The 15,023-nt window shown below is 71.6% G+C and carries 14 protein-coding genes, 1 tRNA gene and 1 pseudogene; 14 read left to right on the top strand and 2 right to left on the bottom strand.

All coding sequences use genetic code 11. The features are described from left to right. Positions 1-239 precede the first annotated feature (239 nt). A complete protein-coding gene (locus QUE38_RS16750; RefSeq protein WP_286309458.1) occupies positions 240-2,810 on the top strand; it encodes an Rne/Rng family ribonuclease in 2,571 nt (856 codons plus the stop codon). Positions 2,811-2,819: 9 nt separating this feature from the next. On the opposite strand, the pseudogene QUE38_RS16745 reads toward QUE38_RS16750, so the two are convergent. Continuing rightward, a pseudogene (locus QUE38_RS16745) lies at positions 2,820-3,091 on the bottom strand (DUF4031 domain-containing protein). 213 nt (positions 3,092-3,304) lie between these two features. On the opposite strand from QUE38_RS16745, the gene rplU reads away from it, so the two are divergent. The 10 genes from rplU to QUE38_RS16695 all read left to right on the top strand — a co-directional run bounded on the left by rplU (position 3,305) and on the right by QUE38_RS16695 (position 9,996). Then, positions 3,305-3,613, top strand: a complete 309-nt coding sequence (gene rplU / locus QUE38_RS16740; RefSeq protein ID WP_286309456.1) for a 50S ribosomal protein L21 — start codon at positions 3,305-3,307, stop codon at positions 3,611-3,613. Between the two features lie 18 nt (positions 3,614-3,631). After that, entirely contained in the window at positions 3,632-3,889 is a 258-nt protein-coding gene (rpmA, locus tag QUE38_RS16735; RefSeq protein WP_281886619.1) for a 50S ribosomal protein L27, read from the top strand. A gap of 70 nt (positions 3,890-3,959) precedes the next feature. Then, on the top strand, positions 3,960-5,462 hold the full coding sequence (gene obgE / locus QUE38_RS16730; RefSeq protein ID WP_286309454.1) for a GTPase ObgE: 1,503 nt from the start codon (positions 3,960-3,962) through the stop codon (positions 5,460-5,462). Continuing rightward, positions 5,459-6,265, top strand: a complete 807-nt coding sequence (gene proB, locus QUE38_RS16725; protein ID WP_286309453.1) for a glutamate 5-kinase — start codon at positions 5,459-5,461, stop codon at positions 6,263-6,265. Before obgE ends, proB begins: the two co-directional genes overlap by 4 nt. Before the next feature lie 9 nt (positions 6,266-6,274). Then, positions 6,275-7,543 carry a glutamate-5-semialdehyde dehydrogenase gene (locus QUE38_RS16720; RefSeq protein WP_286309452.1) on the top strand — a complete coding sequence of 423 codons (1,269 nt, stop codon included), beginning with the start codon at positions 6,275-6,277 and terminating at the stop codon, positions 7,541-7,543. Between the two features lie 63 nt (positions 7,544-7,606). Next, the gene (locus QUE38_RS16715; RefSeq protein ID WP_286309451.1) at positions 7,607-7,816 is read left to right on the top strand and encodes a hypothetical protein; all 210 of its coding nucleotides are present in this window, start codon (positions 7,607-7,609) and stop codon (positions 7,814-7,816) included. Positions 7,817-7,865: 49 nt separating this feature from the next. Then, positions 7,866-8,429 carry a nicotinate-nucleotide adenylyltransferase gene (gene nadD / locus QUE38_RS16710; RefSeq protein WP_286311883.1) on the top strand — a complete coding sequence of 188 codons (564 nt, stop codon included), beginning with the start codon at positions 7,866-7,868 and terminating at the stop codon, positions 8,427-8,429. Further along, positions 8,426-9,463: a hypothetical protein gene (locus QUE38_RS16705; RefSeq protein ID WP_286309449.1), complete on the top strand. Its 1,038-nt coding sequence runs from the start codon at positions 8,426-8,428 to the stop codon at positions 9,461-9,463. The genes nadD and QUE38_RS16705 overlap by 4 nt, the downstream gene beginning before the upstream one ends. 17 nt (positions 9,464-9,480) lie before the next feature. Continuing rightward, positions 9,481-9,855, top strand: coding sequence for a ribosome silencing factor (gene rsfS, locus QUE38_RS16700; RefSeq protein WP_286309448.1), 375 nt, complete (start codon positions 9,481-9,483; stop codon positions 9,853-9,855). A gap of 68 nt (positions 9,856-9,923) precedes the next feature. Next, positions 9,924-9,996 (top strand) — tRNA-Ala (locus QUE38_RS16695). 177 nt (positions 9,997-10,173) lie between these two features. Here QUE38_RS16695 and QUE38_RS16690 read toward each other — a convergent pair. Continuing rightward, entirely contained in the window at positions 10,174-10,821 is a 648-nt protein-coding gene (locus QUE38_RS16690; protein ID WP_286309447.1) for a TetR/AcrR family transcriptional regulator, read from the bottom strand. Between the two features lie 159 nt (positions 10,822-10,980). Between QUE38_RS16690 and QUE38_RS16685 the strand changes: the two genes are divergently transcribed. Genes QUE38_RS16685 through QUE38_RS16675 form a run of 3 tightly spaced genes read left to right on the top strand, consistent with a single transcriptional unit; the run spans position 10,981 to position 15,013 of the window. Continuing rightward, positions 10,981-11,676: an MFS transporter gene (locus tag QUE38_RS16685; protein WP_286309445.1), complete on the top strand. Its 696-nt coding sequence runs from the start codon at positions 10,981-10,983 to the stop codon at positions 11,674-11,676. Next, positions 11,673-12,305: an MFS transporter gene (locus QUE38_RS16680; RefSeq protein WP_286309444.1), complete on the top strand. Its 633-nt coding sequence runs from the start codon at positions 11,673-11,675 to the stop codon at positions 12,303-12,305. Before QUE38_RS16685 ends, QUE38_RS16680 begins: the two co-directional genes overlap by 4 nt. Before the next feature lie 41 nt (positions 12,306-12,346). Then, positions 12,347-15,013 carry an alpha-L-rhamnosidase gene (locus QUE38_RS16675; protein ID WP_286309443.1) on the top strand — a complete coding sequence of 889 codons (2,667 nt, stop codon included), beginning with the start codon at positions 12,347-12,349 and terminating at the stop codon, positions 15,011-15,013. The last annotated feature ends 10 nt before the right edge of the window (positions 15,014-15,023 follow it).

Here is a 15,023-nt window from a genome sequence, read left to right as displayed (position 1 = left end):
CGGGCGCCCGCGTCCATGCGATAATCGAGCCAGCCGTCCGGACCGCGTCCGGTGGCGCTGACGAAGGTTTGCGGGTGCAGGGGCATCCGGATGGCGGTCGGACGACCGGAAGATGTGGCAGCCAGGACACCGGTCCGGCTGCGAAGCGAAGGATTCGCGGAGACCCACGAGGGGTCGCCGCTCGAGAGAGTACCGGGAGGGTGACGCGGTCACCCACCCGGTGTAGGAGTGCACCAGCGATGGTGGAAGGTACGAACGAGCAGACCAACGAGACGAACCAGCCGCAGGAGCGACGGGCCCGACTGTTCGGCGGGCGACGACGCGCCGAGGAGCAGGCGGTCGAGCAGGCGCCCGAGACGGTGACGGATGCCCCGGGCGAGCCCGAGGCCGAGACGACGGCGCCGCAGGCGGCGGAGGTCGCTGCGGACGCGGAGACCCCGGTCGTCGAGTCGCCGGCGGCCGAGGAGGCCGCGGCTGACGAGACGCCTGCTCCGCAGGACGAGACGCCTGCTCCGCAGGACGAGACTCCGCCCGCCGAGGCGGAGGCTCCGACCGCGGAGGCGGACACGCCGGCAGCGGAGGCGGACACGCCCGCGGAGGACGCGAGCCCCGAGGCATCCGCCGCCGAATCGGACACGGCCGCCGAGGACGCCGCCGGCTCCGAGGAGACCGACGCGCCCGCGCCGAGCCCGATCCCGGACTCGCTGACGACGACGTCGCTCATCTTCCACGCCCCCGACGTGACGCCGCTGCCCGCGCGCCCCGGCCGCCGCCCGGAGCAGGACGACGAGGAGCCCCGCCAGGGCTCGTCGAAGCGCCGCCGGGCACGCCGCCGCAGCGGCGAGGACCGCGCGCCCGGATCGGACGACCCCGAGAACACCGTCGTCAAGGTGCGCAAGGCCCGCGAGCAGGAGCCGATCACCGAACCGCAGAAGGTCAAGGGATCGACCCGCCTCGAGGCGAAGAAGCAGCGCCGTCGCGACGGACGCGACGCGGGTCGACGCCGCGCCGTCGTGACCGAGGCCGAGTTCCTCGCGCGACGCGAGGCCGTCGACCGCCAGATGGTCGTGCGGGCGAAGGCCGGCCGCATCCAGATCGGCGTGCTCGAGGACGGCGTGCTCGTGGAGCACTACGTCGCGCGCAATCAGGACGCGTCGCTCATCGGCAACGTCTACCTCGGCCGCGTGCAGAACGTGCTGCCGAGCATGGAGGCGGCGTTCGTCGACATCGGCCGCGGTCGCAACGCGGTGCTCTACTCGGGCGAGGTCGACTGGGAGGCCGCCGCCGAGAACGGCGAGAAGAACCAGCCGCGCCGCATCGAGCTCGCGCTGAAGCCGGGCGACCGCGTGCTCGTGCAGGTCACCAAGGACCCCGTCGGCCACAAGGGCGCGCGCCTCACCAGCCAGGTCTCGCTGCCCGGTCGTTACCTCGTCTACGTGCCGAACGGCTCGATGAACGGCATCAGCCGCAAGCTCCCCGACACCGAGCGTGCGCGCCTGAAGAAGATCCTGAAGGACGTGCTGCCCGAGAACGTCGGCGTCATCGTCCGCACCGCGGCCGAGGGTGCGACCGAGGAGCAGCTCACGCGCGACGTGAACCGCCTCACCGCACAGTGGGCCGACATCAGCTCGCAGCTCGAGAAGGCGCAGGCGCCCGCGCTGCTGCACTCCGAGCCCGACCTGCTCATCAAGATCGTGCGCGATGTCTTCAACGAGGACTTCCAGAAGATGATCATCTCGGGCGAGGACGCCCGGTCGACCATCGAGCGATACCTGCGCCAGGTGGCGCCCGACCTGCTCGAGCGCGTCGAGAAGTACGAGGGCGACCGCGACGCGTTCGACGAGTACCGCATCACCGAGCAGATCGAGAAGGCGCTCGAGCGCAAGGTCTGGCTGCCCTCGGGCGGCTCGCTCATCGTCGACCGCACCGAGGCGATGACGGTCATCGACGTCAACACCGGCAAGTTCGTCGGCTCGGGCGGCAACCTCGAGGAGACCGTCACCAAGAACAACCTCGAGGCGGCCGAGGAGATCGTGCGCCAGCTGCGCCTGCGCGACATCGGCGGCATCATCGTCGTCGACTTCATCGACATGGTGCTGGAGTCCAACCGCGACCTCGTGCTGCGCCGGCTCGTCGAGTGCCTCTCGCGCGACCGCACCAAGCACCAGGTCGCCGAGGTCACCTCGCTCGGCCTCGTGCAGATGACCCGCAAGAAGCTCGGCCTCGGCCTGCTGGAGTCGTTCAGCGAGGCGTGCGAGGTCTGCGCCGGGCGCGGCATCATCGTGCACCACGAGCCGATCGCCAAGCACCGTTCGTCGCAGCAGCCCGAGCGTCGTCGCGGGCGCGGCGGCGGTGGCGGTGGCAACGGCGGCGGCCAGTCGCAGCAGGGCGGCGGCAAGGGCGAGCAGAAGTCGAACGGCCACACCGGCACCCACGGCATCACCGAGGACGCCAAGCACGCGCTCGCGCAGATCGCGGCCTCCACGCTCGCGCACGAGCGGCACGAGGAGGACGCGCCCGCCGTCGCCGAGGCGGAGACTTCGCAGGGGTCGCCCGCGGCGCCCCCGGCCGAGGAATCGGCGCCCGAGCGCGTGCAGATCCTCGACATCCCCGTCGAGGGGCAGTCGCGGCCCAAGCGCCGCCTGCCCGATGCCGACGCCGAGCACCTGCTCGGTTCGGTGCTCGACGCACTCCCGCAGCCGAAGCAGCCGGGGGAGGGGCGTGCCAAGTCGCGCCGCGTGACCACGGCCGCGCTGCAGGGCAACGCGGCGCAGCCGATCGTGACCCGGCGGGACGCGCCGTCGGAGTGACGCGGTCGGTCAGCGCCCGCGCCGCGCGCGCTGGGTGACGCGCAGGCCGCTCGCGCGCAGGCGCAGGACCAGGTCGCGGTTGCCGACGGGCTCCGCGCCCGCCGCGACCAGGTCGTCGTAGCGCTCGGCGGGCACGTCGTAGTGGTCGAGGTCGAACGCCCTCGGGGGATCCCGGCCGCGCGTGCGAACGCGTGCAGCTCGTCGAGGGAGGTGTCGCTGACCAGGTGCGACCAGACGGTGCCGTGGGCCGGCCACATCGGGCGATCGATCAGCACGGCCATGCGGTCGAGTCTACGGGCGACGCGCCGACGGCGTCCGTTTGACCGCCCGCCTCGCGTCACGTAGAATCGTCTGTTGGTGCGTCTCCGCTTATCCCGGGTCCGCCCAAGGTTTTCTGGCAGCTACGACCCTCCTTCCCGCTGGGGTCTTCCGCGCAGTGACATCCTCAACAACACGATGGAGCCGATGAGGCTCCCTGGAGATTGGTACGAGTAGTGGTTTACGCAGTAGTGCGCGCCGGCGGCCGGCAGGAGAAGGTCGAGGTCGGCACCATCGTCACGATGGACCGAGTGACGGCAGACGAGAACGGCAACGTCGTGCTGCCCGCCGTCCTCCTGGTCGACGGCAAGACGATCACCTCCGACGCCGAGAAGCTCGCGAAGGTCACGGTCACGGCAGAGGTCCTCGGCGACCTCCGCGGCCCCAAGATCGTCATTCAGAAGTTCAAGAACAAGACCGGCTACAAGAAGCGCCAGGGCCACCGTCAGGAGCTCACGCGCGTCAAGGTCACCGGCATCAAGTAGAGCCAAGAGGAGACAGCGATGGCACACAAGAAGGGTGCGAGTTCCACTCGCAACGGTCGTGACTCGAACGCGCAGCGCCTCGGCGTGAAGCGCTTCGGCGGCGAGGTCGTGGGCGCGGGCGAGATCATCGTCCGCCAGCGCGGCACGCACTTCCACCCCGGCGCCGGCGTCGGCCGCGGCGGGGACGACACGCTGTTCGCCCTCCAGGCGGGCGCGGTGGAGTTCGGCACGAAGGGCGGCCGCAAGGTCGTCAACATCGTGGCGGCCGCCGAGTAGTCGGACAGATCACACGTGAGGGCGGGCTTCGGCTCGCCCTCACGCATTTCCACACGGGGGAGGAGCCGAGATGGTCAGCTTCGTCGATGAGGTGACGCTGCACCTGCGCGCCGGCCACGGCGGCAACGGCTGCGTCTCGGTGCGCCGCGAGAAGTTCAAGCCGCTCGCAGGCCCCGACGGCGGCAACGGGGGCAACGGCGGCGACATCGTGCTCGTGGCCGACACCCAGGTCACCACGCTGCTGGGCTATCACCACCGCCCGCACCGCTCGTCGGAGAACGGCTCCCCGGGCATGGGCGACAACCGTTCCGGCGCGACGGGCGAGCCGCTCGAGCTTCCCGTCCCGGTCGGCACCGTGGTGAAGGACGAGCAGGGCGTCGAACTCGCCGACCTCGATTCGCCCGGCATGCGGTTCGTCGCGGCGTCCGGCGGCCTCGGTGGTCTCGGCAACGCCGCGCTGGCCTCGGTCAAGCGCAAGGCGCCGGGCTTCGCGCTGCTCGGCACGCCCGGCTGGGAGGGCGACGTCGTCCTCGAACTCAAGACCATCGCCGACGTGGCCTTCGTCGGCTACCCGTCGGCCGGCAAGTCGAGCCTCATCGCGGCGATGTCCGCGGCGCGGCCGAAGATCGCCGACTACCCGTTCACCACGCTGCACCCGAACCTCGGCGTCGTGCAGGCGGGCGAGACGCGGTTCACCGTGGCCGACGTGCCCGGCCTCATCGAGGGCGCGAGCGAGGGCAAGGGCCTCGGCCTCGAGTTCCTGCGCCACGTCGAGCGCTGCTCGGCGCTGCTGCACGTGCTCGACTGCGCGACCCTCGACCCGGGTCGCGACCCGATCAGCGACCTCGACGTGATCCTCGGTGAGCTGGGCGCGTACCCGGTGCCCGAGGGGCAGACGCCGCTGCTCGAGCGTCCGCAGCTCGTCGCGCTCAACAAGGTCGACGTGCCCGAGGCGCGCGAGCTGGCCGAGTTCGTGCGCCCCGAGCTGGAGGCGCGCGGATTCCGCGTCTTCGAGATCTCGACCGTGAGCCACGAGGGCCTGAAGGTGCTCGGCTACGCGCTGGGCGAGCTCGTCGCCGCCTCCCGCGAGGCGGCTGCAGCCGAGCCCGAGCCGGAGCGCATCGTGCTGCGGCCCAAGGCGGTCGACCGCGTCGAGTTCACCGTGAAGCCCGAGGGCGGCACCTACGGCACGCTCTACCGCGTGCTGGGTGCGAAGCCCGAGCGCTGGGTCGCCCAGACAGACTTCGCCAACGACGAGGCCGTCGGCTACCTGGCCGACCGTCTCGCGCGCCTGGGCGTCGAGGACGCGCTCGTGCGCGCGGGTGCCGTCGCCGGCTCGACCGTCGTGATCGGTCCCGGCTCGGGCGTCGTCTTCGACTGGGAGCCGACCCTCACGTCGGCCGCCGAGATCATGGTCGCGCCGCGCGGCGCCGACCCGCGCCTCGACGAGAGCCGGCGCGCGACCCGCGCCGAGCGCAGGAGCGACTACCACGACCGCATGGACGCGAAGGCCGAGGCACGCGCCGAGCTGGAGCGCGAGCGCGAGTCGGGCATGTGGGACGAGGACGAATGACGCCCCTGCACCGCACCGACATCGGCGTCGCGCGCCGCATCGTGGTCAAGGTCGGCTCGTCGTCGATCAGCGGCGACCAGGCCGGCCAGATCGCCCCGCTCGTCGATGCGCTGGCCGCCGCGCACGGGCGCGGCGTCGAGGTCGTGCTCGTGTCGTCGGGCGCCATCGCGACCGGCATGCCCTACCTGCGTCTCGACGAGCGGCCGACCGATCTCGCGACGCAGCAGGCCGCGGCATCCGTCGGTCAGAACCTGCTCGTGTTCCGCTACCAGGACGCGCTCGACCGGTACGACATCATCGCCGGGCAGGTGCTGTTGACCGCGGGCGACCTGGAGCACGCGACGCCGCGCAGCAATGCGCAGCGCGCGATGGAGCGGCTGCTCGGCCTGCGCATCCTGCCCATCGTCAACGAGAACGACACGGTCGCGACGCACGAGATCCGCTTCGGCGACAACGACCGGCTCGCGGCGCTCGTCGCCGAACTCATCGGCGCCGACCTGCTGGTGCTGCTCTCCGACGTCGACGCGCTCTACACGATGCCCCCGCACCTGCCGGGCGCGGAGCGCATCGACGAGGTGCCGTTCGGCGACCCGCTCGACGGCGTGGAGATCGGCAACGCCGGCCGCTCGGGCGTCGGCACCGGCGGAGCGGAGACCAAGGTGAGCGCGGCGCGCATCGCCGCAGAAGCCGGCACCGCCGTGCTCATCACCGCGACGTCGCTCGTCGGCGAGGCGCTCACGGCCGCATCCGTCGGCACCTGGTTCGCACCCGGCCCCGCCCCGGAGGGCTCCCGGCTCGCATAGGCTTGCCCCATGCAGTCGACCGTCGCCATCGACCCCGTGCTCGCCTCCCGATTCGACGAGGCGCGCACCGCAGCGCGGGTGCTCGGCACCCGGCCGACGGGCGTGAAGGATGCCGCGCTCGACGCGATCGCCGACGCGCTGCTCGCGCACGAACCCGCCATTCTCGCCGCGAACGAGCAGGACATCGCGGCGGGCCGCTCGAACGGCCTCGGCGACGGCCTGCTCGACCGCCTCACGCTGACGTCGCAGCGCGTCGCAGCGCTGGCCGATGCGGTGCGCGACGTCGTGCGCCTCGAGGACCCGGTCGGCGAGTCGGTGCGCGGACGGCGCCTGCCCAACGGCATCCGCATCGAGCAGGTGCGCGTGCCGCTCGGCGTGGTCGGCGCGATCTACGAGGCGCGGCCGAACGTCACGGTCGACATCGCCGCGCTCGCGATCAAGAGCGGCAATGCCGTGGTGCTCCGCGGCGGTTCGGCCGCCGAGCGCACCAACGCCGTGCTCGTGGGCGTGCTGCGCGAGGGGCTCTCCGCGGCGGGCCTGCCCGAGGGAGCGGTGCAGACCGTCGACGACTTCGGTCGCGACGGCGCGCGCGCCATGATGCACGCGCGTGGCCGCATCGACGTGCTGATCCCGCGCGGCAGCGCCGGGCTCATCGAGACCGTGGTGTCCGAGTCGACCGTGCCCGTCATCGAGACCGGCGCGGGCGTCGTGCACATGTTCCTCGACGAGAGCGCACCACTCGAGCGCGCGGTGGAGCTCGTGCACAACGCCAAGGTGCAGCGGCCGAGCGTCTGCAACGCGCTCGAGACCGTGCTCGTGCACCGGGCGGCCGCCGAGCGCCTGCTGCCCGCGGTGCTCGATCGACTGCTCGAGGCGGGCGTGACGGTGCGCGGCGACGAGGCCGTGCAGTCGGTGCGGCCCGAGGTGCTCCCCGCGACCGACGAGGACTACGCGGCCGAGCACATGGCGCTCGAGATCTCGGCGCGCGTCGTCGACGACCTCGACCAGGCGCTCGAGCACATCGACCGCTTCTCGACCCGCCACACCGAGGCGATCGTGACCGACGACCTCGCCGCCTCCGAGCGCTTCCTCGCCGAGGTCGACGCGGCCGCGGTCATGGTGAACGCCTCGACGCGCTTCACCGACGGCGGCGAGTTCGGGTTCGGTGCCGAAGTCGGCATCTCGACGCAGAAGCTGCACGCGCGCGGACCGATGGGGCTGCCCGAGCTCACGAGCACCAAGTGGCTCGTGCGCGGCGACGGGCAGGTGCGCGGCTGACCGCGACGGCCTCGCTAGACTGGGTGACGCGCGCTCCCGACGCGCAAGATGGAGGAATGGCTGATGCAGGTCTTGACCACGGTGCTCGCTGAGACGGAGTTCGCCCGCGAGCTCCCGATCGACCCGATCGTCTACGGGCTCATCGCCCTCGTGATCTTCATCGCGCTGGGCTTCGTCACCTGGTCGTACCGCGACGTCGCGAACCGTCACCGCGAGAAGGCGGAGGCGTACGCCGCCCGCGTGGCCGCCGGCGAGGAACCGGACCACCACTAGCATCGGCACCACCGTGGCCGACGAGGCGGGGCGCCCGCGTATCGGCGTGATGGGCGGGACGTTCGACCCGGTCCACCACGGCCATCTCGTCGCCGCGAGCGAGGTGGCGCACTCGTACGGCCTCGACGAGGTCGTCTTCGTCCCGACCGGCCGGCCCTCGCACAAGGACGCGGTCACCGAGGCCGAGCACCGCTACCTCATGACGGTGATCGCGACCGCGTCGAATCCGCGGTTCACCGTGAGCCGCGTCGACATCGACCGTGCGGGGCCGACCTACACGACGGACACGCTGCGCGACATCCGCCGTCAACGACCCGATGCCGAGCTCTTCTTCATCACCGGCGCCGACGCCGTCGCGCAGATCCTCTCGTGGAAGGACGTCGGCGAACTCTGGGAGCAGGCGCACTTCGTTGCTGTGAGTCGTCCGGGACATGTGCTCTCCGTTTCGGGTTTGCCCGAGGCGGACGTAAGCTTGCTGGAGGTTCCGGCACTTGCGATCTCGTCCACCGACTGCCGGAACAGGGTGCGCCGGGGTGACCCGGTGTGGTACTTGGTGCCCGACGGGGTCGTCCAGTACATCTCCAAGCACCGTCTGTATCGGAGTCTCGAATGACGTCGTGGCAGGATCCGCCACTGACGCGCCGCGAAGCTCGTGAGCGCGAGCGCCTGCTGGCACAGCAGGCCGCGTCGTCGACCCCGGATGCCCCCGCCGCAGCGCCCGAGCAGGCTGCGCCGGACCCCGTGCCGCCGCAGGCCGCCGCCCCCGCGCCGCCGGTGCAGCCGGCTCCGCAGCCGAGCTTCCCGCAGCCCGTGCAGGCGACTCCCGCCGCGCCCGCATGGTCGTCGCAGGCGACTCCGCCGCCGGCGCCCCCGGTGCGCCCGGCGGCCGAGTCCACCCCGCAGCCGCCCGTTCCCGCAGCCCGCGAGTCCGCTCCCGAGCGCACGCTGACCCGACGCGAGCTGCGCGCGCTCCTCGAGAGCCAGGGCGAGAGCACCCAGGACGAACTCGACGCACCATCGCTGCCGCCGGCGCCGCCGGCCCGGCAGGCACCCGCGGCCGAGCGCTCCGCGACCCCGGTCGCGATGACCTCGCACCACGCCGCCAACCAGGCCCCGGCGCCCTCGTTCGAGCCCGTCTCGGTCGACACCCCGACTCCGGCGGGAACCTCCACCCCGACGGGGCACTGGAGCCTCCAGATGGCGGAGGACGAGCCGGAGGCTCCCACCCCGTTCGACCAGCTGCTCGCACGCGGTGGTTCGGGCCGCGGCGGCTCCACGACCACGAACGCGCTCATCCTGCCGAGCCTGCCGAACCCCGGGGCGATGACGCACCCGGCGACGGGCGAGGTGATGGTCACCGGGTCGATCGACCTGCCGCGCAGCTACGGCTCGACCGGCGCCCACCCGAGCCACATCGACTCGCCCGACCTCGACAGCATGTTCGACCAGATGGAGGACACGGGCGGCGGCGTCGCCCCCATCTCGGCCGCCCGTGCGGTGAGCACGCAGACCTCGCAGCGCGGGGTCATCACGCCGCCCAAGAAGGAGGGCGTGAACGTGCCGCTCGTGCTCGCGGTGACCGCCGGCGTCCTCGCGCTCGGCGTCGTCGGCACGCTCGTGGCCGGCTACGTCCTGAACCTGTTCTGAGAGGGGCATCCCGCACGATGACCGCAACCGACGACGCCCGCCACCTGCTGGGCATCGCCGCGGCCGCCGCAGACGAGAAGGGCGGCACCGATCTCGTCGCCCTCGACGTCTCGGAGCCGCTGCCGCTGGCCGACATCTTCCTGCTCGTCTCAGGCCGCTCGGAGCGCAACGTCGTCGCGATCGCCGACGGCGTCGAGGACGCGCTGCGCGAGCACGGCGTGCACACGGTGCGTCGGGAGGGGCGTGCCGAGGGCCGCTGGGTGCTGCTCGACTTCGGCGACCTGGTCGTGCACGTGTTCCACGAGGAGGAGCGCATGTACTACGGCCTGGAGCGCCTCTGGCGCGACTGCCCGGTGATCGACGTCGCGTCGCTGCTGCCGAACGGCGCCTGAGGCCCCTCGATTTCTCCGCGCTCGGGAAGATGTTGTAAGCTTGTCGAGTTGCCTCCGATGAGGCGAACGGGTCTGTGGCGCAGCTGGTAGCGCACCTGCATGGCATGCAGGGGGTCAGGGGTTCGAGTCCCCTCAGATCCACCCAGCGAGCCCCTGGGAGTCGACCGACACCCGGGGGCTTCGTCGTGCCAGCCCGACTCGACGATCTGGCTGCGCGACGTCGCACGCGAGTGGAGTGAGCCGCGTCAGGAGTGGGTCCGGCGCGCGGGAGCTGCCACGTGGATCGGGATGGGCTCGGCGCGCGACCGGACGCGGTGATCAGCGCGTCGCGTCGTCGTCGGTGGCGATCAGTCGCATGAAGGTCTCGAGCAGCGGCAGCGTGTCGCGCGTCGGATCGAGCAGTGCCTGGATGCGGAGGCCGTCGATCATGGCCAGGAGCATGGTGGTCTTGTCGTCGGCGGTGAGTTCTTCGCCGTCGTGGGCGGTCGTGAGGCGGCCGCTCGAGAAGTTCGTCCGCATGCGATCGCGACGTGCGATGAAGAACTCGTGAGCCGGATGCTCCGGGTTCGTCGCCGCGACGGTGATCGCGAGCCAGTTCCGCTGGCGCTCGGGGTGCGCGAAGTCGTCGGCGAGCACCGTGGAGAGCACGCGTTCGGCCGAGACCTTCGACTGCATGATGCGACGCGCGAGTTCCTCGTCGTCGGCGTCCCGCTGGGCGAGCGCCGCGAGGAGCAGGTCGTCCTTACTCGCGAAGTGCCGGAGGAGGGCCGCGTGCGTCAGGTTCGCGCGAGCGGCGATGTCGCGCAGCGATGCGCGCTCGTACCCGTGCTCCGCGAAGCTCGCGAGGGCTGCGCGAACGATCTCGGCTCGTCGTGCCGCGGTGTTCGCATAGGGGCCGCGTCGGTTCGGGCGTGCCGTCCCGACCGTCGTCGTCGAACCGTCCATGTCGCCTCCCGGGTCGTCCATCCGCCGAGTCTGGCAGACCCGGTCCGCGTCCGGACTTGTCAATAGTAACCGAAGTGGTTACAGTTACCGCAGATGTAACCAGAGTGGTTACTTTTTGGGCATCCCCAGTCCGCGCCGCGGTCGAACCGCGGGCCGGATCCACCGAAGAAGGAGTCAATGGTGACGAGGAACGAGCCGGCCGCAGCAGACGCCGCGGGCATCGCCGTGGCCGACGCGCAGCAGTCCACCGCGGCCGACGGCGTCGCCGAGCCCCAGCAGCCGATGAGCCGGAGCTACATCTTCTGGCTGATGCTCGCGAGCTTCGGCGTCTCGATGGCGATGATGGTGCCGCTGGCCTACGGCATCGCCGTCCGGATCAGCGAACTCGCGCCGGGCCGCGAGGAGGTGCTCGGCTACATCACCGGCACCGCACAGGCGGTGTACCTGATCATCAGCCCGATGATCGGCATCTGGAGCGACCGCACGCGGTCGAGGTTCGGGCGACGCACGCCCTTCATCTACCTCGGCATCGTGATCGGCCTCCTCGGCCTGGTCGTGATCTCGTTCGCGCCGAACCTGCTGATCGTCGGCGCGGGCTGGGTGCTCGGCATGTCCGGCTGGTCGATCGCCGGTGCGCCCCTCCAGCTGCTCATGGCCGACAAGCTCCCCGAGTCCCAGCGCGGCAAGGTGTCGGCCCTCACCGGGCTGATGACCCAGATCGCGCCGGTGCTGGGCATCGGCGTCGCCTACGCCGTGTCGTCCAACACCACGCTCGTGTTCCTCGTTCCCGGCATCATCGGTGCGCTGATGCTCGCGATCTTCCCGCTCATCAAGCCCGAGGAAGCTCGAAGCACCTCCCGCGGAACGACGTTGTGACCCTCAAGTCGGTCGTGACGAGCTACGGCTTCGACGTGCGGAAGTACCCCGACTTCGCCTGGAACTGGCTCGGCCGCTTCGTGTTCTTCATCGGCCTCTACTTCAACACGACGTTCGGCACGTTCTTCTACGCCCAGCGGCTCGACCTGCCCGTCCGGGAGGTCGCGGGCATCGTCGCCACCGTCGGGATGATCGGCGTGCTCGCCGCGGCCGCGGGCGCGCTGGTCGGCGGGTTCCTGTCCGACAAGCTGCAGCGCAGGCGACTGTTCGTCATGATCGCCTCACTGCTCTTCGTGGTCGGGGCGGTCGTCGAGGCGACCGCGTGGAACCTGCCGCAGATCATCGTCGGCGCCGTGCTCATGCAGCTCGCGATCGCGGTCTTCGCCACGGTCGACCAGGCGATCGTGTTCGCGATCATCCCCGAACGCGACCAGGTCGGCCGGTACATGGCGGTCGTCCAGTTCGCACAGAAGATCCCGAGCGCGATCGCGCCGCTCATCGCGGGCGTCGTGATCACGATCGGCGCCGTGGGCGACGTGAAGAACTACACGCTGCTGTACCTGAGCGGCGCGGTGTTCGCGCTCATCGGCGGCCTCATCATCCTGCTCAAGGTCAAGTCGGTGCGCTGAGCGAGCCGGACCACCGACACCTGGACCACGAAGGACCCACCATGCAGCCGAACGCACCCCACGACCTGACCGTCGACAGCGGCGGGGACGAGTTCATCGTCACCGGACCTGCTCCGCGGCTGTCCTGGAAGGACCCGCTCGAGCGAGCCGTCGGAACGGCGTACGAGCTCGAGGCGGACGTGGACGGCGTGACATCGACCGCAACCCTCGCGTCCCGACGCTTCGCTGCCTGGCCGTTCGGCGCACTCGCCAGCGGCGCCCGGGTGCGGTGGCGGGTCCGCGCCGCCGTGGCGGAGTCGTCCTGGTCGGAATGGTCCTCGTTCGAGGTCGGGCTGCTCGACCAGGACTGGACGGCCGACTGGATCTCCCCGGTCGAGGCCGACGATCCCGGCTACGGCGAGCGCCCCGCGCACCGGCTCGCGGGCGCGTTCGACCTGCCGGACGGCGTAGTGCACGCGCGGCTCTACGCGACCGCACTCGGCGTGTACACGGCCACGGTGAACGGATGCCGCGCCGGCGGCGCGGAACTCGCACCTGGCTCGACGTCGTACGACCGCACGCTGTACGCGCAGGCGTACGACGTGACCGAAGCGCTGCGCCGGGGGCGCAATCGCATCGAGGTCGAGCTCTCCGACGGGTGGTACCGCGGCCAGGTCGGCGCGTTCCGGCTCCCGGCCGGCTGGGGCACGACGACCGCGGCGCGCGTCGAACTGCACGTCGCACTCGCCGACGGCAGCACGCGCGTCATCCGGAGCGACGGCGACTGGCGCAGCATCCGATCGTGCATCACCCGCGCCGACCTGATGGCCGGGCAGACGGTCGACCACTCGCAGCCCGTCGGCGAGGAGGCGCCGGTGCGCGTGGGCGTCGTGCGGGATGCGCCGCCGGTGACGTGGTCGCCGGCGCCACCGGTGCGCGTGGTCGAGACGCGACCGGTGGTGTCGGCCCGTGAGGTGTCCGACGGCGTCTGGGTGCTCGACTTCGGGCAGAACGCGTCGGGCTGGCTGCGGATGACGGACCTGGGCGCGGCCGGGACGCGCACGGTCGTCGACTACGGCGAGTTCGTCGGCGCCGACGGCGACCTGTCCACGTCACACCTGGACTCCGAGCGTCCCGGTGAGGCGCCGCTGCCGTTCGTGCAGCGCGACGAGGTGGTCGCCGGCGATGGGGACGACGTGTTCGAGCCGCGGCACACGGTGCACGGGTTCCAGTACGTGCGGGTGACTCGCACGGGTGCGCCGTTCGACCCGGCGAGCGTCGAGATGCGGGTGGTGCAGACCGACCTGCGTCGGGTCGGGGAGTTCGCGTCGAGCGATGACGACCTGAACCGTCTCCACGAGATCGCCGACTGGAGCTTCCGCGGCAACGCCGTCGACGTGCCGACCGATTGCCCGACGCGCGAGCGGCTGGCCTGGACCGGCGACTACCAGGTCTTCGCGCCGACCGCGACGCGGCTGTACGACGTGCTGGGTTTCAGCCGGAAGTGGCTGCAGTCGGTGCGCGACGATCAGCTCGACGACGGGCGCATCGCGAACTTCTCGCCCGACGGGCGGCGCATCAAGCACCACCTCGACGATCAGTTCGCGATGATGACCGGCTCCTCCGGGTGGGGCGACGCGATCGTCGCGGTGCCGTGGGAGCTGTACCGCACCTCGGGCGACCGCGACGTGCTCGCCGAGAACTGGGACGCCATGGTGCGCTGGGTCGAGTGGGCGCTCGAGCAGGCGCGGTCGGCCCGTCACCACGCACGCGTGCAGGCCTCGCCCGAGCCCGAGCCGTTCGAGCAGTACCTCTGGGACGGCACGTTCCACTGGGGCGAGTGGACCGAACCGCGCGAGCGCGACGCCGACGGCAACCGGATCGACCCGATCAAGCACGACCCGATGGCCTGGTTCATGGCCGACAAGGGCGAGGTCGGCACGGCCTACCTGCACCGCTCGACGGCGACCCTGGCAGCGATCGCCGGCGTCCTCGGCCGCGACGACGAGCAGCGCTCCTACGCGCAGGTCGCCGAGCGCATCGCCGACGCGTGGCGGCAGGCGTACCTCCGACCCGACGGCACGACCGCGGGCGACACGCAGGCCGCGTACGTGCGTGCGCTCTCGTTCGGGCTGATCCCCGACGAGCACCGCACCGCGGCCGTGGACCGGCTGGTCACGCTGATCCGCGACGCCGGCACCCACCTCGGCACCGGCTTCCTCGCCACCGGCGACCTGCTGCCCGTGCTCGCGGACGCCGGCCGCTCCGACCTCGCCTACGAACTGCTCGCACAGCGCAGCGCGCCGTCGTGGCTGTACATGGTCGACCGGGGCGCCACGACCATCTGGGAGGACTGGGAGGGCATCGACGAGCACGGCGACGCCCACGAGTCGCTGAACCACTACAGCAAGGGCGCGGTCATCCGCTTCCTGCACACCCACACGCTCGGCCTGCGCCAGCCCGACGAATCCGTGGCATGGGAACAGGTCGTCATCGCACCGGTGCCGGCACCCGGCATGACCTGGGCACGCGGCTCACACGACGGCCCCCAGGGCACGATCGCCGTCGCGTGGCGCATCGAAGGCGATCGGATGCACCTGGATGCCGAGATCCCATCGGGCACGACCGCGCTCGTGGTGCTGCCCGACGGCACCGAGCAGCGTGTCGGACCCGGACGCGTCGCGGCATCCGCCCCGCTGACGACCGAACCCGCGACGGCCGGCGCCTGAGACGAGCCGA

The sequence above is a fragment of the Agromyces mangrovi genome, assembly GCF_030296695.1.
GTDB lineage: Bacteria > Actinomycetota > Actinomycetes > Actinomycetales > Microbacteriaceae > Agromyces > Agromyces mangrovi.
The sequence above is the reverse complement of the archived record's forward strand: the minus strand, read 5'-3'. Positions and strand labels throughout refer to the sequence as shown.

What these genes read in the sequence shown, in the direction of transcription:
- QUE38_RS16720 (WP_286309452.1), top strand. Translation starts at nt 6,275, where the DNA reads ATGCAGTCGACCGTCGCCATCGACCCCGTGCTCGCCTCCCGATTCGAC.
- proB (WP_286309453.1), top strand. Translation starts at nt 5,459, where the DNA reads ATGACGCCCCTGCACCGCACCGACATCGGCGTCGCGCGCCGCATCGTG.
- nadD (WP_286311883.1), top strand. Translation starts at nt 7,866, where the DNA reads ATGGGCGGGACGTTCGACCCGGTCCACCACGGCCATCTCGTCGCCGCG.
- rsfS (WP_286309448.1), top strand. Translation starts at nt 9,481, where the DNA reads ATGACCGCAACCGACGACGCCCGCCACCTGCTGGGCATCGCCGCGGCC.
- QUE38_RS16705 (WP_286309449.1), top strand. Translation starts at nt 8,426, where the DNA reads ATGACGTCGTGGCAGGATCCGCCACTGACGCGCCGCGAAGCTCGTGAG.
- QUE38_RS16715 (WP_286309451.1), top strand. Translation starts at nt 7,607, where the DNA reads ATGCAGGTCTTGACCACGGTGCTCGCTGAGACGGAGTTCGCCCGCGAG.
- QUE38_RS16690 (WP_286309447.1), bottom strand. Translation starts at nt 10,821, where the DNA reads ATGGACGACCCGGGAGGCGACATGGACGGTTCGACGACGACGGTCGGG.
- obgE (WP_286309454.1), top strand. Translation starts at nt 3,960, where the DNA reads ATGGTCAGCTTCGTCGATGAGGTGACGCTGCACCTGCGCGCCGGCCAC.
- QUE38_RS16750 (WP_286309458.1), top strand. Translation starts at nt 240, where the DNA reads ATGGTGGAAGGTACGAACGAGCAGACCAACGAGACGAACCAGCCGCAG.
- rpmA (WP_281886619.1), top strand. Translation starts at nt 3,632, where the DNA reads ATGGCACACAAGAAGGGTGCGAGTTCCACTCGCAACGGTCGTGACTCG.
- QUE38_RS16675 (WP_286309443.1), top strand. Translation starts at nt 12,347, where the DNA reads ATGCAGCCGAACGCACCCCACGACCTGACCGTCGACAGCGGCGGGGAC.